This is a genomic window from Pseudoalteromonas maricaloris (genome assembly GCF_024746855.1).
Taxonomy (GTDB): Bacteria; Pseudomonadota; Gammaproteobacteria; order Enterobacterales; family Alteromonadaceae; genus Pseudoalteromonas; species Pseudoalteromonas maricaloris.
Genome location: NZ_CP024625.1, coordinates 1,306,832 through 1,322,765, shown reverse-complemented (window position 1 = coordinate 1,322,765; position 15,934 = coordinate 1,306,832). Strand labels below are relative to the sequence as shown.

Genomic DNA, 15,934 nt, shown 5'->3' with positions numbered 1-15,934 from the left:
TATTAAGACTCTGTAAGACTTGATTTAAGCGACTTAGCCTCAGCTTGCACCGAATCTGGGCCGTTCTCAATAACATCGTTGAGCGTTGATATAGCCGAGTCATAATCTTGAATTTCGATGTAAGCTTTTGCTAGATCTAATTTAGCGGCGAATCCTTCATCCTCTAAATCAACATCCGTGGTATTTTCACCCGCTAATAGCTCTTCAAAATCGCCAAGCCCAACGTCCATATTTGCGCCAACGTAAGGTTCAACATCGCTATCAAGATCGTCGCTTTGTTCAAGTAGGTCTTCAATTTCTAAGTAGTCTTCTGAACCTTCGGTGTCCGTAGGTAGCGCTTGGGCTTCCCCTGCGACCAATTCGTCTTGTAGCAAGCTATCGAAATCGACTTCAAAATCTTCTGCATTTCCGGCGTCAAAGTCACTGGGATCGTCCAGTTCGCTAAGTAGAGCATCGAAGTCTGCTTGGGTAAAGTCAGCCATAAATTCTTTTTCAATCTCGGCTTCATTGACCTCTGGTAATTCAGATTCAGTTTGTGGCTCAGAAAGTAGAGTTTCCAAGTCATCTTCATCGTTTAACTCAGGCAGAGCCTCTTCAATTTCAAGCTCAGGCTCGTCTTCAAGCAAAGTTTCTTCATCGAAATCTGCAGTTAATTCTGGCAGCTCGTCTTCGATTTCAAGCTCAGGTTCAGACTCAAGCGTGTCGCTTTCTGCGGCTTCGACTGGTGCTTCAGGCTCATCAGCAAGCAAAGTCTCTTCATCGAAATCTGCGTTTAATCCAGGCAGCTCGTCTTCGATTTCAAATTCAGGTTCAGACTCAAGCGCATCACTTTCAGCTTCGTCGACTGGCACTTCAAGCTCATCTTCGAGCAAGGTTTCTTCGTCAAAATCTGCGTTTAATTCTGGCAGCTCGTCTTCGATCTCCAGTTCAGGTTCAGACTCAAGCGCATCACTTTCAGCTTCGTCGACTGGCGCTTCAAGCTCATCTTCGAGCAAGGTTTCTTCGTCAAAATCTGCGTTTAATTCTGGCAGCTCGTCTTCGATCTCCAGTTCAGGTTCAGACTCAAGCGCATCACTTTCAGCTTCGTCGACTGGCGCTTCAAGCTCATCTTCGAGCAAGGTTTCTTCGTCAAAATCTGCGTTTAATTCTGGCAGCTCGTCTTCGATTTCAAGCTCAGGTTCAAGCGTGTCACTTGCAGCTGCTTCGACTAGCGCTTCAGACTCATCTTCGAGCAAAGTTTCTTCATCGAAATCTGCGTTTAACTCTGGCAGCTCATCTTCTATGCCCAGTTCAGGTTCAGAGGCAAGCACGTCACTTTCGGCTGTTTCGACTGGTGCTTCTGGTTCGTCTTCAAGCAAAGTTTCTTCATCGAAATCTGCAGTTAACTCTGGCAGTTCGTCTTCGATTTCCAGTTCAGGTTCAGACTCAAGCGCATCACTTTCAGCTTCGTCGAGCGGTGCTTCAGGTTCGTCTTCAAGCAAAGTTTCTTCATCGAAATCTGCAGTTAACTCTGGCAGCTCGTCTTCAATGCCCAGTTCGGGTTCAGACTCAAGCGTGTCACTTTCAGCTTCGTCGAGTGGTGCTTCTGGTTCGTCTTCAAGCAAAGTCTCTTCGTCGAAATCTGCACTAAATTCAGGCAAATCATCTTCATCAAAGCCAGAGATTTCATCGTCGAGAAGATCGCCATCAAGCCCGTCCTCTATATCAAATTGAGCGTCATTGGATAATGCTTCTGATAATGCTTTTTCGGTTTCACTTTGCGAGTCAGTAGTTTCAAGTTCTTCGCCGAGCTCCAGCTCAGGGTAACTCTCTAGCTCTGCGCTTGGTTGCAGATCTTCTTCGTCAAGAAACTCTTCTTCTGCCAGTAAATCCACTTCGTCATTAAGTGGATCATCTCCCAGCTCAATTTCAACTTCTTCATCCGAAAAGTCGTCTTCAAGTTCAGCATCCAACTCAAACTGTTCTTCGGCTTGAAGCTCCTGTAATAGCTCATCAACACTTTTTAAATCAGGATCTTCAAATTCGCTGTCTTCGTCAGCTTGAACATTTTCATCACTAAAATCTGCTTCATTGGCTAGATCGGACTGTAATGTATCTTCCACCGGTTCTTCAGATGATTCCGGAATAGCATCCTCTTCATCCAACATACCAGACAAGTGTCCTGACTCCGTTTGCTCAGGCTCAGCTAAAGGCTGTTTAGACTCCAGTTCAGACTTGTCAGATTCTTCTTCCAGCTCCGACAAAGCATCTTCTGGCGCTTCGTCTAGTAATGCATCGAGATCGTCATCGGCCAGTTCATCAGATTCTTCTTCCAGCTCTGGCAAAACATCTTCTGATGTTTCGTCAACTAATGTATCTAGTTCGTTATTTGCCAGTTCATCAGATTCTTCTTCTAGCTCTGGCAAAACATCTTCTGGTGTTTCATCAACTAATGCATCGAGATCGTCATCGGTCAGCGCATCAGATTCTTCTTCCAGCTCTGGCAAAACATCTTCTGGTGTTTCGTCAACTAATGTATCGAGTTCGTCATTTGCCAGTTCATCAGATTCTTCTTCCAGCTCTGGCAAAACATCTTCTGGTGTTTCATCAACTAATGCATCGAGATCGTCATCGGTCAGCGCATCAGGTTCTTCTTCCAGCTCTGGCAAAACATCTTCTGGTGTTTCGTCAACTAATGTATCGAGTTCGTCATTTGCCAGTTCATCAGATTCTTCTTCCAGCTCTGGCAAAACATCTTCTGGTGTTTCATCAACTAATGCATCGAGATCGTCATCGGTCAGCGCATCAGGTTCTTCTTCCAGCTCTGGCAAAACATCTTCTGGTGTTTCGTCAACTAATGTATCGAGTTCGTCATTTGCCAGTTCATCAGATTCTTCTTCCAGCTCTGGCAAAACATCTTCTGATGTTTCGTCAACTAATGTATCGAGTTCGTCATTTGCCAGTTCATCAGATTCTTCTTCCAGCTCTGGCAAAACATCTTCTGATGTTTCGTCAACTAATGTATCGAGTTCGTCATTTGCCAGTTCATCAGATTCTTCTTCCAGCTCTGGCAAAATATCTTCTGGCGTTTCGTCAACTAATGCATCGAGTTCGTCCTCGGCCAGTTCATCAGATTCTTCTTCCAGCTCTGGCAAAACATCTTCTGGTGTTTCGTCAACTAATGTATCGAGTTCGTCATTTGCCAGTTCATCAGATTCTTCTTCCAGCTCTGGCAAAATATCTTCTGGCGTTTCGTCAACTAATGCATCGAGTTCGTCATTGGTCAGTTCATCAGATTCTTCTTCCAGCTCAGGTACTGTATCTTCCTGTGCTTCATCTAATAAAGCATCAATATCGTCACCAGCTAAATCATCGGACTCTTCTTCTAATTCCGGCAACGTATCTTCTTGCGCTTCATCTAATAAAGCATCGATATCATCACCAGCGAGAGCATCTGACCCTTCTTCTAATTCCGGCAACGTATCTTCTTGCGCTTCATCCAATAAAGCATCGATGTCGTCACCAGCAAGATCACTAGGCTCTGCTTCTAATTCCGGCAACGTATCTTCTTGCGCTTCATCTAATAAAGCATCGATATCATCACCAGCGAGAGCATCTGACCCTTCTTCTAATTCCGGCAACGTATCTTCTTGCGCTTCATCCAATAAAGCATCGATGTCGTCACCAGCAAGATCACTAGGCTCTGCTTCTAATTCCGGCAACGTATCTTCTTGCGCTTCATCTAATAAAGCATCGATATCGTCACCAGCAAGATCACTAGGCTCTTCTTCTAATTCCGGCAACGTATCTTCCTGTGCTTCATCCAATAAAGCATCAATATCGTCACCAGCGAGATCACTAGGCTCTTCTTCTAATTCCGGCAACGTATCTTCCTGCGCTTCATCCAATAAAGCATCGATATCATCACCGTCGAGCGTATCTGACTCTTCGTCAATTTCAGCTAACGTATCGTCTTGCACTTCATTTAACAGGGCATCAATATCATCACCCGCAAGCTCAGTGCTTGGTTCCTCAAAATCAGGCAATGCATCATCGTCAGCATCTTGAGAGGCATCAAGTAGCGCATCGATATCATCAGCATCGACTAAGCTCTCACTATCAAAATTACCGCTAAATTCGGGCTCTTCATCTAGCGCACCATCAAGAATTGAATCGATATCATCATCGTTTGCACCAGCATCCGCTTGCTCATCTGCGAGTTCCTCGCTCAGAGCGGCAAGGGCATCATCGCTAACATCAATTTCTTCATCTTGAGACTCATTGAACAAATCATCAAGATCGCTGTCACTTAAAATATCTTGGCCATCATCAACATCAAGCGAAACTTCATCACCAGCCTCGTCAAAGCTCTGTTGCATAAAGTCTTCGTCATGATCATCATCAAACGAAATATCTTCGTTTAGTAAGCTATCCAATTCATCTTGGTCTAACGTATCACTTCCTTCATCGAAGTCGTCATCAAGTGAGTCAAAGGTAATCTCATCGTCTTCAGGTAAGATATCGTCATCTAACTGTACGCTTGCGCCCAGTGCGTCTTCATCGTCGCCCATTCCGATATCAAGTGGGTCTGGCTCAGGGTCAAATGCAGTCGCAGCGGTTGCAGCTCCCGCCGCCGCAGTGCCTGCAGCCACCGATGGTGTTTGCGGAAGAAAATCGTCGTCATCTGTCGACGTTTGAGATTGGTTTCTTCGGCGTAGGTACATTACTAATCCAGCAATTGCCAGTAGCGCTGGTAATGTGGCAAGTAATGCAATGCCAGCTGGTGAGCTAAAGAATGTGCTTAACTCGCTACTTTCTTGCGCTTTTGCCTGAGCCGCCTGCTGGTCAATCATTTCATTTTGCAAGTCAATAACAGCCTTGAGCTGTTGCTGGATTTCGCTGTCTTTACCAAGTTGGGTACGAACCGTTTGAAGTTCAGTAGAAATAGCACCGAGCTGCTGTTTTAATTTATTGTTTTCGGATAGGATTTCTTCAACATTACGCACCGAGGATTTGAACTCTTTTTGTAAGTCCATCAGGCGCATGTCCTGTTCCATCTTTAAAGAACGCAGTTGATTAGTTAGGTCTTCTTTAGCTTCTTCTACATCGACTTTACGAGCTTGTGTAACCTTTTTTTCAGCTTCGTTTATTGCATTTGGATTCAATAATCCCTTACGCTTCATTTCCCAAAGTTTGTCATCTTGATCTGACTTCTGCTTTGCCAACTCAGGGTTTACACTGCGAATTTCATTGATGGTAGGAATACGTAAATACGCCCCATCCTGCATATGGTTGAGGTTTTTATCTAGAAATGAATTAGGATTTTTATCGTAAAGCGCCTTCATCACCTGATAAATGGTGACCGAGTCATCTGGTCGCACTTTTTGTGCTATACGCCACAATGTATCCGTGGGTCTGATAGGCCCTATTGACCGACCTTGAGCCCCATAATCAACCCCTTTAGGGCCTTTTAGCACTACCCCCTCTTGGGTATATACTGGTGTGGCAATCAGTGCGAATACAAAGATACTAAATAAGGCTAAACCGCGCATGCCGATCCTTTACTCAAATGTTTAACACCCGTTAAACGACATTTTATTATTATGGCTTTGAAGCAAGCTCTATTCCAAATGCAAACTATAAACCAGATATGTTGGAATATCCATTGCAACGTATTGAAAGTTAACATGGTTATAATGCTTTTTACTGATTCTGGAATAGTTGATATAGGTGAAGAATAGTCAAGTATTTGACCTAACGGCAAACTTCTTGGCAGAAGTTTGCCGTTATAACGCAGAATAGTAAGCAAAATTTTGCTTACTTTGCGATATCAAAGGGTGCTTATAGATAGCTTTCTATCAGGGCTTCTGCAATTTGAATGCTATTTGTTGCGGCACCTTTTCTGGTGTTGTCTGATACCACCCATAAGTTTAAGCCCAATGGATGTGAAATATCTTGCCTTACACGGCCTACATAGACGGTATCGTTACCACTTGCATCACTTACCGGTGTTGGGTAATCGTTTTCGTCTTCAATTAGCTCAACACCCGGCGCATCAGCAAGTAACTGCTTAACATGTTCAAGATCATAAGGCATGCGCGTTTCAAGATGAATGGCTTCAGCATGACCGAAAAACACGGGAACTCGAACCGCAGTAGGGTTAACCAAAACACTCGAATCGCCCAAGATTTTTTGCGTTTCCCACACCATCTTCATTTCTTCTTTGGTGTAACCATTTTCTTGGAATGCATCAATTTGAGGAATGACGTTAAAAGCGATTTGTTTGCTAAATACTTCGTTTTCCATTGGTCTTGCATTCATTAAGTTTGCAGTTTGCTTAGCCAACTCATCTACCGCTTCTTTACCTGCGCCAGATACCGCTTGGTATGTTGAAACATTAATTCTGTCAATGCCATAGGCATCATAAATTGGTTTAAGCGCCACTAGCATTTGGATTGTAGAGCAGTTTGGGTTAGCAATGATGTTACGATTTCTAAAATCTGCAAGGCTGTCTTTATTCACCTCAGGAACGACTAATGGAATATCAAAGTCGTATCTAAAATGTGAGGTGTTATCTATCACAATGCAGCCAGCTTCAGCGGCGATTGGTGCATATTTCTCCGACACGGAACCACCCGCTGAAAACAAACCGATATGGGCATTAGAAAAATCAAACTCTTCAACATCCAGAACTTCGATTTTTTCACCCATAAAGTCAATTTCTTCACCCGCGCTTCGGCTACTCGCGAGTGGGTACAATGTGTCTACAGGAAATTTTCGTTCCGCTAGTAATTCGATAATTTGCTTGCCAACAAGACCTGTTGCGCCAAGTACCGCAACATTATATTTTTGCGACATTATTTTTCCTCATTCTGTAATATACCAACCACAGCACTTAACTCTTGTGCTCAGAAAAGCCAAGTTGGTAAAGCTTTTCACTGATTGGTGAGTCATTATTGACTGCAATTGTACTAAATTCTCGACGCACGGGATATGCTTTACGCAAGGTATCAAAGCCCAATGTGTTTAGCTGTTTTCTCATGATGCCATCATCACGACGAATGTCATAAACAAGATGCGCTAAATTGACAATATCTTGCTCATTGGCAGTGCTTTGCAACTGGCAGCCAGTGACACTTGGTTTAGGGAGAAAATCACTAATCGTTTTGCTGGCTGGTAAATCGAATTCTCGGCATACAGCTTCGTATAACATTTGCGTGCCTCGCGCCTTCCCCTCTAGCGTATGGCCGGCAATATGCACAGAGGCAAAGCGAGTATATTGCAATAATGGCTGCAAAATATTCGGCTCATTTTCCCAAACGTCTAAGATCAGCTCAAGCGTTTGCCCACCTTCTATCGCGTGCAAAAGCGCTTGATTATCGATAACATCTCCACGGCTTGCATTGATTATCACCGTACCCGGCTTTAATGCCGCTATCCGCGATGCATCAAGTAGATGAACCGTTTTATGCGGGCCCTGCTTAACTAATGGAACGTGAAATGTCACAATATCCGCGCGAGCCAAAGCTTCATCTAACGCTACATGTGAATCCAATGTCCCCGCTTGCTGCCTTACGGGATCACACAATAATATCGTAAGACCAAGCCCTTTAAGCTTTGATGCTAAACACGCGCCAATATTACCAACACCAATGATGGCAATCGTTTTATCTTGAAGTGGTGTGGAGGTTTCTTGTGCGTATGCAAGTAGAGCGCTTATCACGTACTCGGCAACAGCTATCGCATTACAGCCTGGTGCGCTGCTGAACGAGATATTGGCGCTGGCCAACAATGAGGTATCAATATGATCAATCCCTATTGTCGCAGTCCCCACAAACTTCAGTTTATCGGCTTGTGCTAACAGGATCTTGTTGACCTTAGTGACTGAGCGAGTCAACAGAATATCGACGTTTTTCAGCTCGTCAGGTTGAAGGTTACGGCCATCAAACCGAGTTACCTCACCAATTTCGCAGAAGAATGACTCAACTAAGGGCATATTTTGATCGGCTAATATTCGCATGCGGGTTTCCTGTCACCTATTGTCTCGAGTACTCAGGCGATAACACATCGCCTGAGTCGAGTTTAACATGGCAAGGTAGGCGACTAATAATAAAACCTTTTATTTTGTGTCACCGCTTTATTGCAACCAAACGCTATTGCAAAAAACATCACACAGCATACAAAAACGACCGCTCCCTTGAGACTTAACCAGCCACCTGAATCAAGCAAAGGACAAAACGTCATGGCCAACACGTTAATACAACACAATAATAAAGCCCAACGGGTATAAGCTCGGTAGCCAAGTAATGCAGCAAACAAACTGCTAAAAACATTAAAAATTACCGCTTCAGGAAAGAGGTGAAAGGCCGACAACATAGCCGCAAAGGCCAAAATAGTGACTAGATAAAAAATACTCTGCTGCATCTTGTTTCTCCTTAACATGGACAGCAATATCAACCGCGACACTAGGTCGTGGCGGTAAATCCTAACTCACATAGCGACTAAGAAAATGGACTGCATTTGCTACTCCTTAGCAATTCTTAAAGCACCATTTTGTCGCTATGCTTAACCCAATTGTAGAAACATTAACGTGTATTTCAATGCAAATCAGACATGAAGTTTTGGCAATTATAATGCACATATTAGGCACTTCGCTGAAAGAAAATTCATGTGCAGTTTCGCCACATTGCACTATGTTCATTACACTTAAATATCGTTCAGTAATTAATAACGTTGAAAATCCTCTCAGGTTGTAGATGGGGTTTAGTCAAAGTAACCTTCAAATTAACAACAAGAGAGGCATGAGTCATTTAACACTCAGATTAAGTACAAACGTAAATAATATGTCACAACAAGGCATCAACTAATTCGCATAGAGGGTATGAAGACGCTTGAAATATCAGCGTTAACCAGCTAGTCTAACTGGGTGGTCAGACCTCTTATAAGGAAGAACAACATGACACTTATATTTGTTCTCGCGTTGTTAGCCTTGCTCAGTGCAGCAAGCTATCATCGCGCAAGCTGGAATACCGCTCTAGGTATTGCAGCAGTTACAATGCTAGTTGGCACCTTTGCTGGTGCGTTTGGCATTATCTCTTGGTTAATTTTCTTAGCGATTGTTATTCCGCTTTCAGTAACGAACCTGCGTCAGCAGTACATCGTGGCTCCAGCATTTAAAGCGTTCAAAAAAGTTACGCCGACAATGTCAGAAACCGAGAAGTCAGCGATTGATGCTGGTACTACTTGGTGGGAAGCCGATCTATTTTGTGGTAACCCAAACTGGGATAAACTTCATCAGTTTCCAAAGCCACGCTTGAGCGTTGAAGAGCAAGCGTTTTTGGATGGTCCGGTGGAAGAAGTATGTGCCATGCTTAACGACTGGGAAGCAACACACGAGCTGACTGACTTACCGCAAGACGTGTGGCAATACTTAAAAGACAACAAGTTCTTTGCGATGATCATCAAAAAGCAATACGGTGGTCTTGAGTTTTCAGCTTACGCGCAATCTTGTGTACTACAAAAGCTTACCAGTAAATCAACTTTACTTTCGTCTATCGTGGGCGTACCTAACTCGTTAGGCCCAGGTGAACTACTTCAGCACTACGGTACTGACGAGCAAAAAGAACACTACTTACCTCGTCTAGCAGCGGGTGATGAAATCCCTTGTTTTGCATTAACGTCACCAGAAGCGGGCTCTGATGCTTCATCTATCCCTGACTTTGGTGTGGTATGTAAAGGCGAATGGGAAGGTGAAGAAGTATTAGGTATTAGCCTAACGTGGAACAAACGTTATATTACTTTAGCACCTGTTGCGACTGTACTTGGCCTAGCGTTTAAGATGCGCGATCCGGACGGTCTATTAGGTGATAAAGAAGAGCTAGGTATTACTTGTGCGCTTATTCCTACAAACATGCCTGGCGTAAAAATTGGCCGCCGTCACTTCCCACTGAATGTGCCATTCCAAAATGGTCCTACCCAAGGCGAAAACGTGTTTGTACCACTCGACTTCATTATCGGTGGCGCAAAAATGGCAGGACAAGGCTGGCGCATGCTGGTTGAGTGTTTGTCGGTTGGTCGTGTTATTACGCTACCTTCAAACTCTGCCGGTGGTATTAAATCCCTTGCAGTTGCAAGTGGTGCATACAGCCGCATTCGTCGCCAATTCAAACTTCCTATCGGTAAGATGGAAGGGATTGAAGAGGCACTAGCGAAACTTGGTGGCTATGCGTATAGCTCTGATGCTGCGGTGACTATGTCAACTGGCGCGGTAGATTTAGGTGAAAAACCTTCGGTTGTTTCTGCCATTTTGAAGTACCACTTAACCGAACAAATGCGTGCTTCAACCATCCATGCCATGGATATTCATGGTGGTAAAGGGATTTGCCTAGGTCCAAACAACTACGTTGGCCGTGGTTACCAAGGTGCACCAATTGCAATTACGGTAGAAGGTGCAAACATCCTAACCCGTAACATGATCATCTATGGTCAAGGCGCTATTCGTTGCCATCCTTTTGTACTGGCTGAACTTGAGGCTTGTTCTATCAAAGATAAGCAAGAAGCGCTTGATAGTTTCGATAAATCCTTGATGGGTCACATCGGTTTCACTATGTCGAACTTGGTAAGAACTAAGTGGTTAGCCCTAACCGGTGCACGTTTCACCAAAGTACCATTTAACGATGAAACTGCGGTTTATTATCGTAATGCTGCTCGTTACAGTGCATCATTGGCATTAATGTCTGATATTTGTATGGCTGTATTTGGTGGTTCACTGAAGCGTAAAGAGCGTATTTCTGCACGTTTAGGCGACTTATTAAGCTACCTTTATCTGGTTTCTGCAACGCTTAAGCGCTATAACGATGAAGGTCGTCGTAAAGAAGACTTACCGTTTGTGCAATGGTCTTGTCAGGAACACCTGTACCTTTGTCAACGTGCCCTTGCTGACTTAATCAACAACATGCCTTCTGCTGCATTACGTGGTTTGTTGAAAGTGGTACTGTTCCCATTTGGTCGTCCGGTTCGTAAACCAACCGACAAAATGGAGCACAAGCTTGCTCAGCTACTTCAAGTACCTAGCGAAACGCGTGATCGCCTTGCAACACACATCTACTTAAAGGATGAGCCACTGTGCTTGCTTGGTAAGCAAGAGCAAACGCTAAAAGACATTCTTGCCGTAGAGCCGTTATTTGAAAAGGTATGCCGTGGTACTGGTAAAAAGTTACCGTTTATGCAACTTGATAAAGTAGCAGCAATGGGGCTTGAAGCAGGTGTACTGAGCGAAGACGAAGCAGCTAAATTGACTGCCGTTGAAGCAAAACGTCTTGCCGTTATCAACGTTGATGACTTTGACCCTGAAGAGTTACTTGCTGGTAAAGCAAGAACTAAGGAATCAAGTAAAGCAGACGCAGCATAACTATTTTTGTTTAGGTAGTGTTATCCATACTACCATAGCAATTAGCGTGGATATAAAGGTCAGAATTTTCTGACCTTTTTTCTTGGCAGATTAGAGCCGGGGGAACACAGCTCTAGTGATTTAAAATAAATATCGCACCTTAAACGTCACTAAGTCTTGCACTGGTTGTTGCCATAAATCGGCGACACTCCCAAACCAGTCTCTTCGCCCGACCTGCGACTTTTCAAGTGTCGAAAAGTTTGCACCTCCTCGTTGATACACTAAAAAAATATCTGAATATGCACCCATGCGATAACGCAGTTTTAGCTGGCTTGCTAAGCGCCTGTCGTCAAAACTGGTGTCACCATGAATTTCGCGAAGCTCGCCATTGGTAATTTGATAAATCGTCTTACTTTGCGCTTCAAGTATCGTCCACTGTAACGAACCACTGAGTTCAAGGTTGTCGGTGATCCGGCCATTAAATTCCAACTTATTGGAAAACTCATCTCTGTCGTATTCACTCAAGCGGTTTTGCCCGTTCGCCATCAGCCAGCCATCACCACTTCTAAAGAAATTACTCAACTTAAGGTTCCAGTTGTAATGTGGCATCCACGTCAAATCCACAGCGTATTGCTGTGCTGAGCCTGATATTCCTTCTTGGTCAAGCTCTATACTTGCTGCCCAAGAAAAATCTCCCACATAAGGGCTTTGATAAAATACTCGAGACTCCACACGGCTGGGCACCTCAAACACCTCAGTGCCTCGCCCTAAGTTGTCTTGTTTACCGCTAGTGTAATAATCTAGCCCGAGGTTGAGCTGACCACCATTTGCCAACAAAAACTGCGCTAAATATGCTTGTCTGGCCGCTAAACCTGTTCCAGCATTATTTTGCTCATGCCTCAGTGTGAGTGACTGCTTTAATCTGGTAAACCAGCTGTCTTTTGGGTGCATCGAGTATTCACCATAAAGCTCGCTCACCTGCCAGTCATTGCGTTTCATATAGCCGAGATCACGGTTATCAAATTCGTCATCCACAGCAAAATAGCGCGCAGCGAACTTCGTCTGTAAAGAAAGTTGATACTCCGCGTCTAGCGATACACCTTGACCTGTAACACTTTGCTTTTGTGTTTCTACCTCAGTTTGTAATAGCGCGCCTTTGAAAGACCAAGTATCACTACGATACTGTCCATCAAGGGCATAACTCATGGCATCGCGCTCAAGAAACGGTCGGTCTGTTTTGGTCGCAAGTACACCGGCCTGCCAATCTTGCGTGCGATAATTAGCTCTTGCTGCAAAAAACTGTTTACCAATATCGTCCGAAAAGTCCGACTCGGACACAGCAAAAGTACCAAATTGCACCGACTTTCCTTTATGTACAAATCGTAGCGCCGCATCTATGGGAGTGATTGCACGTGCACCATCATCACTTGATGCCCCTATACGACGAGTATGAATAAGCTTAGTGCTCTCAAGTGCAGCAACTTCAAAAAGGCTGATATCTTGGGTGAAAAATGGACGTTTATCGGTGCGAAGCGTTTCTACGGCTGAATAATTCACGTCAACATCATCGATATCCACCTGACCAAAGTCAGGATTCACGGCAAGACTCACCTTCTGATGATGAGAAGGCTTGTAAAACAAATCAAAGCCAACATCGGACTGATGCTGGCGCTCGGAAGGCGAAGTGCTTAGAGGTGCAAATTGAGCCTGATGCGCAAAGTAAGGCACAAATGCCAATTGAGAATGTGCGGGGATCTGTGCTGCGATCTTTGGCATAGTCAGGAAGAAATCGCTATTTGCTGTTGTATCCTCATGGTTTGCATAGATAAAATTACTTTTAAGTTCATACAACTGTACCGAAACGCCAATCTTTGTAAGCCCCTGCTCATCTCCTGGCTGAAACGACACGGTATGCCAAGGGATCAATAATTCCGTGGTCCAATACGTATCGTCAATATGATTGGCATAGTGCCAATCCCCATCCCAATCGTAATCCACGTTTAAGCTTGGGGTTACAACACCATCTTGCGAGCCGCCACCTAATGTCACCGAAAATTGATATGCACTACTACCGTCGCCTGAAAAGTCCACAACTACCCGATTGAAGTCAGCTTGCATAAAACGGTCATGGATATTGAATTGTCGCTTGCGCTCGGCTTTATTCTGAAAGTTTTTAATACCAATATAAACGCCGTCGGCGGTTGCAAAGGCTTTTGCGGTAATTTTGTCATTAGCAGATGCCAAAGTTACAGGCACAACCTGAACAAATTGTTCAAAGTGCGTGGCAGAACCCCACTGCGCTTCATTCAACTTACCATCAACCACGATAGGTTCCGCAAGTGCAGCGCCTGCCATCATGGGATAACTTAAACCGAGCCAAAATTTATTGCTTTTATTCATACATACTTTCCTCAGAGTTATGCCTGCTATTGCAACAAACTTTGCCGTAAAAAGTTCTTAACTTTTTCTGAAGAAAGCTGACTTAACCTTTATAAACATTGACTTAATCTTAAGAAACGCTAACGTTATGGGAACAATTGGTTTTGATTATTGAAATTGGTACTCGGCGTGCAGGCACAGGAAGTAGAGATGGTTTGTTTTGGACATTGGCAGTTTGATCTCCAGCAAGATTGCCTAACACATAGGCAAAGCCAAGAAACCGTAAAACTTGAGCCACAAATGGCAAGATTACTCGCGCTTTTTATTGAGCATCATAACGAAGTGCTAGAGAAATATTGGCTTACCGAGCAGCTGTGGCAACACGCGGTTGTCGAACCCAATAGCCTTTATCAGCTTCTGACTAAACTGCGAAAAGTGCTCGGGGACGACCCTAAAAACCCAATTTACATCAAAACCATTCCAAAGCGGGGCTATCGCTTCATCGCGCCACTAGAAAGGCATGAAATAGCGCCTCGTCATACGACAAAACCAGTCAAAGCAATCGCCAAGTCCCGTATTTTTTCACTCAGTGCCGTCGCAATGGCAGTGTTATGCTTTGGCGCAATCGCCTTTTTTAATCAAGCACCGACTGAAAAAACACCATCACGCTACGAAACCTCGAGCCTCAGTCATGAGCTTGGCCTTGAATTTGACGTTGATGCCCACCAAAGCAAAGATCTCATCGCCTATGTAAAAGACTTTACCCACCTTATTATTGCCAACAAACAAGGCTTTCAATTAAATGAACACCGCTTTGATTCGCGGATCAGTTTTCCAAGTTGGAGCCCCGACTCAGACAAACTGGCTTTTTGGCAATATCAAGGTAGTGGCTGCCAACTTCATGTTATGACTGCCGCAGGGCAATTTTTCCATAGCTCGCAAACTCTTCCGTGCCAAGTTGGTACTAAACCAGTTTGGAAAAGTGACAAAGAGCTTATCTTAACGTTCGGCCAATATAATGCCAAAGCAGCACACCTTTACCGACTTGAGTCCCATCAAATGGTTAAGCTGCCACTTGCTTTGGCAGCCAATGAACAGTTAAAAATGGCCCTTCGAGCGTGGCAAGACAAAACCTTTTATTTGGTTCAAGATAAACAAGGGTTAGCAAGGCTACAAACGCTTGATGGCACGGTACATCTGAAGTGGTCAGCTCCAGTCACTTCCGTTGCGTTTGATGTTTATCATCAAGCCGTGATTGCGAGTCAATATGGCAGCCTATCGCGACACTTTAGAGACGGTGACAGTCAAGCCATCAAAGAAACGGAAATTGGCTTATACACGAGCTTCTCAAGCGATAATCGCGGCGATATATTCGCGGCATTGGAGAGCTTTCAAGTTAATATCAAAGACCGAGACGATCTCCCCTTATTTTCAAGCTCAAGCATCGATTATTTACCACTGACCAACAGCTTGGGAGAAACGGCATTTATGTCGAGACGCAGCGGCGTATGCGAGGTGTATCTATATCGCGATGATAAAATCAGTCAGCTTTCCTTTCATCAGGGGCATGAGTACGTTGGTTTTTTAGTATGGAGTCCAGAGCTGAGCTATTTGGCCTCAAACCGTGATAACGATTTAGTGATATACGACCGAAAACGCCCACTCACCCAGTTCAATTCACAGCTGAGTCAGCCCGTCAAAAGCATGGGCTGGATAGATGAGCAAACACTATGGGCTTATGACGGCGAAACATTAAACCAATACAGCTTGTCTGGGGCACTTATCAGCAGCCATGACAGTACAGCTGACTTTGTCTTTTATCACCCCGAGAGACAAACTTGGTTTGTGCTACAACAAAACCTACTGCTGGAGTACGAGACGCTCTTCGAAAGCGACTCTGAAGCGTTAAATAAATATGCGCTAAGTCAAAAGCAAACCAATCAATTTAGTAACTTAAGAATTCGCGGCAACGACATCTACTGGCAATCCGCTTGGTCAAAAGAGGACTACATTTGGCAACTCACCTTGATGCCAGAGCAAAACCCTACGCTTAAAAAAGTCGGCCACTTGATTTGGCACTACGATATCGACGCGCTTGGGGATTTACTCATAGCAAAAATGGAAAGTGTAGAAGGCGATATCAAGAAACTGACTCGCCTACCTGAAGCGGCTAACTAACGATTATCG

General features: G+C 44.2%; 7 protein-coding genes. 2 read left to right on the top strand and 5 right to left on the bottom strand.

Annotation, left to right across the window (positions count from 1 at the left end):
* Positions 1–2: 2 nt before the first annotated feature.
* From CTT31_RS05570 to CTT31_RS05555, 4 genes are all read right to left on the bottom strand, one after another.
* The gene (locus CTT31_RS05570; protein ID WP_260492165.1) at positions 3–5,531 is read right to left on the bottom strand and encodes a FimV/HubP family polar landmark protein; all 5,529 of its coding nucleotides are present in this window, start codon (positions 5,529–5,531) and stop codon (positions 3–5) included.
* A gap of 289 nt (positions 5,532–5,820) precedes the next feature.
* Complete coding sequence (locus tag CTT31_RS05565) at positions 5,821–6,837, bottom strand: aspartate-semialdehyde dehydrogenase (RefSeq protein ID WP_039496085.1); 1,017 nt, start codon at positions 6,835–6,837, stop codon at positions 5,821–5,823.
* A 37-nt stretch (positions 6,838–6,874) separates the two neighbouring features.
* Positions 6,875–7,999: a 4-phosphoerythronate dehydrogenase gene (locus CTT31_RS05560; RefSeq protein ID WP_211859516.1), complete on the bottom strand. Its 1,125-nt coding sequence runs from the start codon at positions 7,997–7,999 to the stop codon at positions 6,875–6,877.
* Positions 8,000–8,082: 83 nt separating this feature from the next.
* On the bottom strand, positions 8,083–8,403 hold the full coding sequence (locus tag CTT31_RS05555; protein WP_010606266.1) for a DUF6419 family natural product biosynthesis protein: 321 nt from the start codon (positions 8,401–8,403) through the stop codon (positions 8,083–8,085).
* Between the two features lie 532 nt (positions 8,404–8,935).
* Between CTT31_RS05555 and fadE the strand changes: the two genes are divergently transcribed.
* Positions 8,936–11,389, top strand: a complete 2,454-nt coding sequence (fadE, locus tag CTT31_RS05550) for an acyl-CoA dehydrogenase FadE (RefSeq protein WP_211859515.1) — start codon at positions 8,936–8,938, stop codon at positions 11,387–11,389.
* 120 nt (positions 11,390–11,509) lie between these two features.
* On the opposite strand, the gene CTT31_RS05545 is transcribed toward fadE, so the two are convergent.
* Complete coding sequence (locus CTT31_RS05545; RefSeq protein ID WP_211859514.1) at positions 11,510–13,768, bottom strand: DUF5916 domain-containing protein; 2,259 nt, start codon at positions 13,766–13,768, stop codon at positions 11,510–11,512.
* A 150-nt stretch (positions 13,769–13,918) separates the two neighbouring features.
* Here CTT31_RS05545 and CTT31_RS05540 point away from each other — a divergent pair, with 150 nt between their 5' ends.
* Positions 13,919–15,925 (top strand): winged helix-turn-helix domain-containing protein, encoded by a 2,007-nt coding sequence (locus CTT31_RS05540; RefSeq protein ID WP_249122473.1) that lies wholly within the window; start codon positions 13,919–13,921, stop codon positions 15,923–15,925.
* The last annotated feature ends 9 nt before the right edge of the window (positions 15,926–15,934 follow it).

Bases quoted from the DNA above. Each gene is read 5' to 3' on its own strand.
- CTT31_RS05555 (WP_010606266.1), bottom strand. From the start codon at position 8,403: ATGCAGCAGAGTATTTTTTATCTAGTCACTATTTTGGCCTTTGCGGCT.
- fadE (WP_211859515.1), top strand. From the start codon at position 8,936: ATGACACTTATATTTGTTCTCGCGTTGTTAGCCTTGCTCAGTGCAGCA.
- CTT31_RS05570 (WP_260492165.1), bottom strand. From the start codon at position 5,531: ATGCGCGGTTTAGCCTTATTTAGTATCTTTGTATTCGCACTGATTGCC.
- CTT31_RS05560 (WP_211859516.1), bottom strand. From the start codon at position 7,999: ATGCGAATATTAGCCGATCAAAATATGCCCTTAGTTGAGTCATTCTTC.
- CTT31_RS05545 (WP_211859514.1), bottom strand. From the start codon at position 13,768: ATGAATAAAAGCAATAAATTTTGGCTCGGTTTAAGTTATCCCATGATG.
- CTT31_RS05565 (WP_039496085.1), bottom strand. From the start codon at position 6,837: ATGTCGCAAAAATATAATGTTGCGGTACTTGGCGCAACAGGTCTTGTT.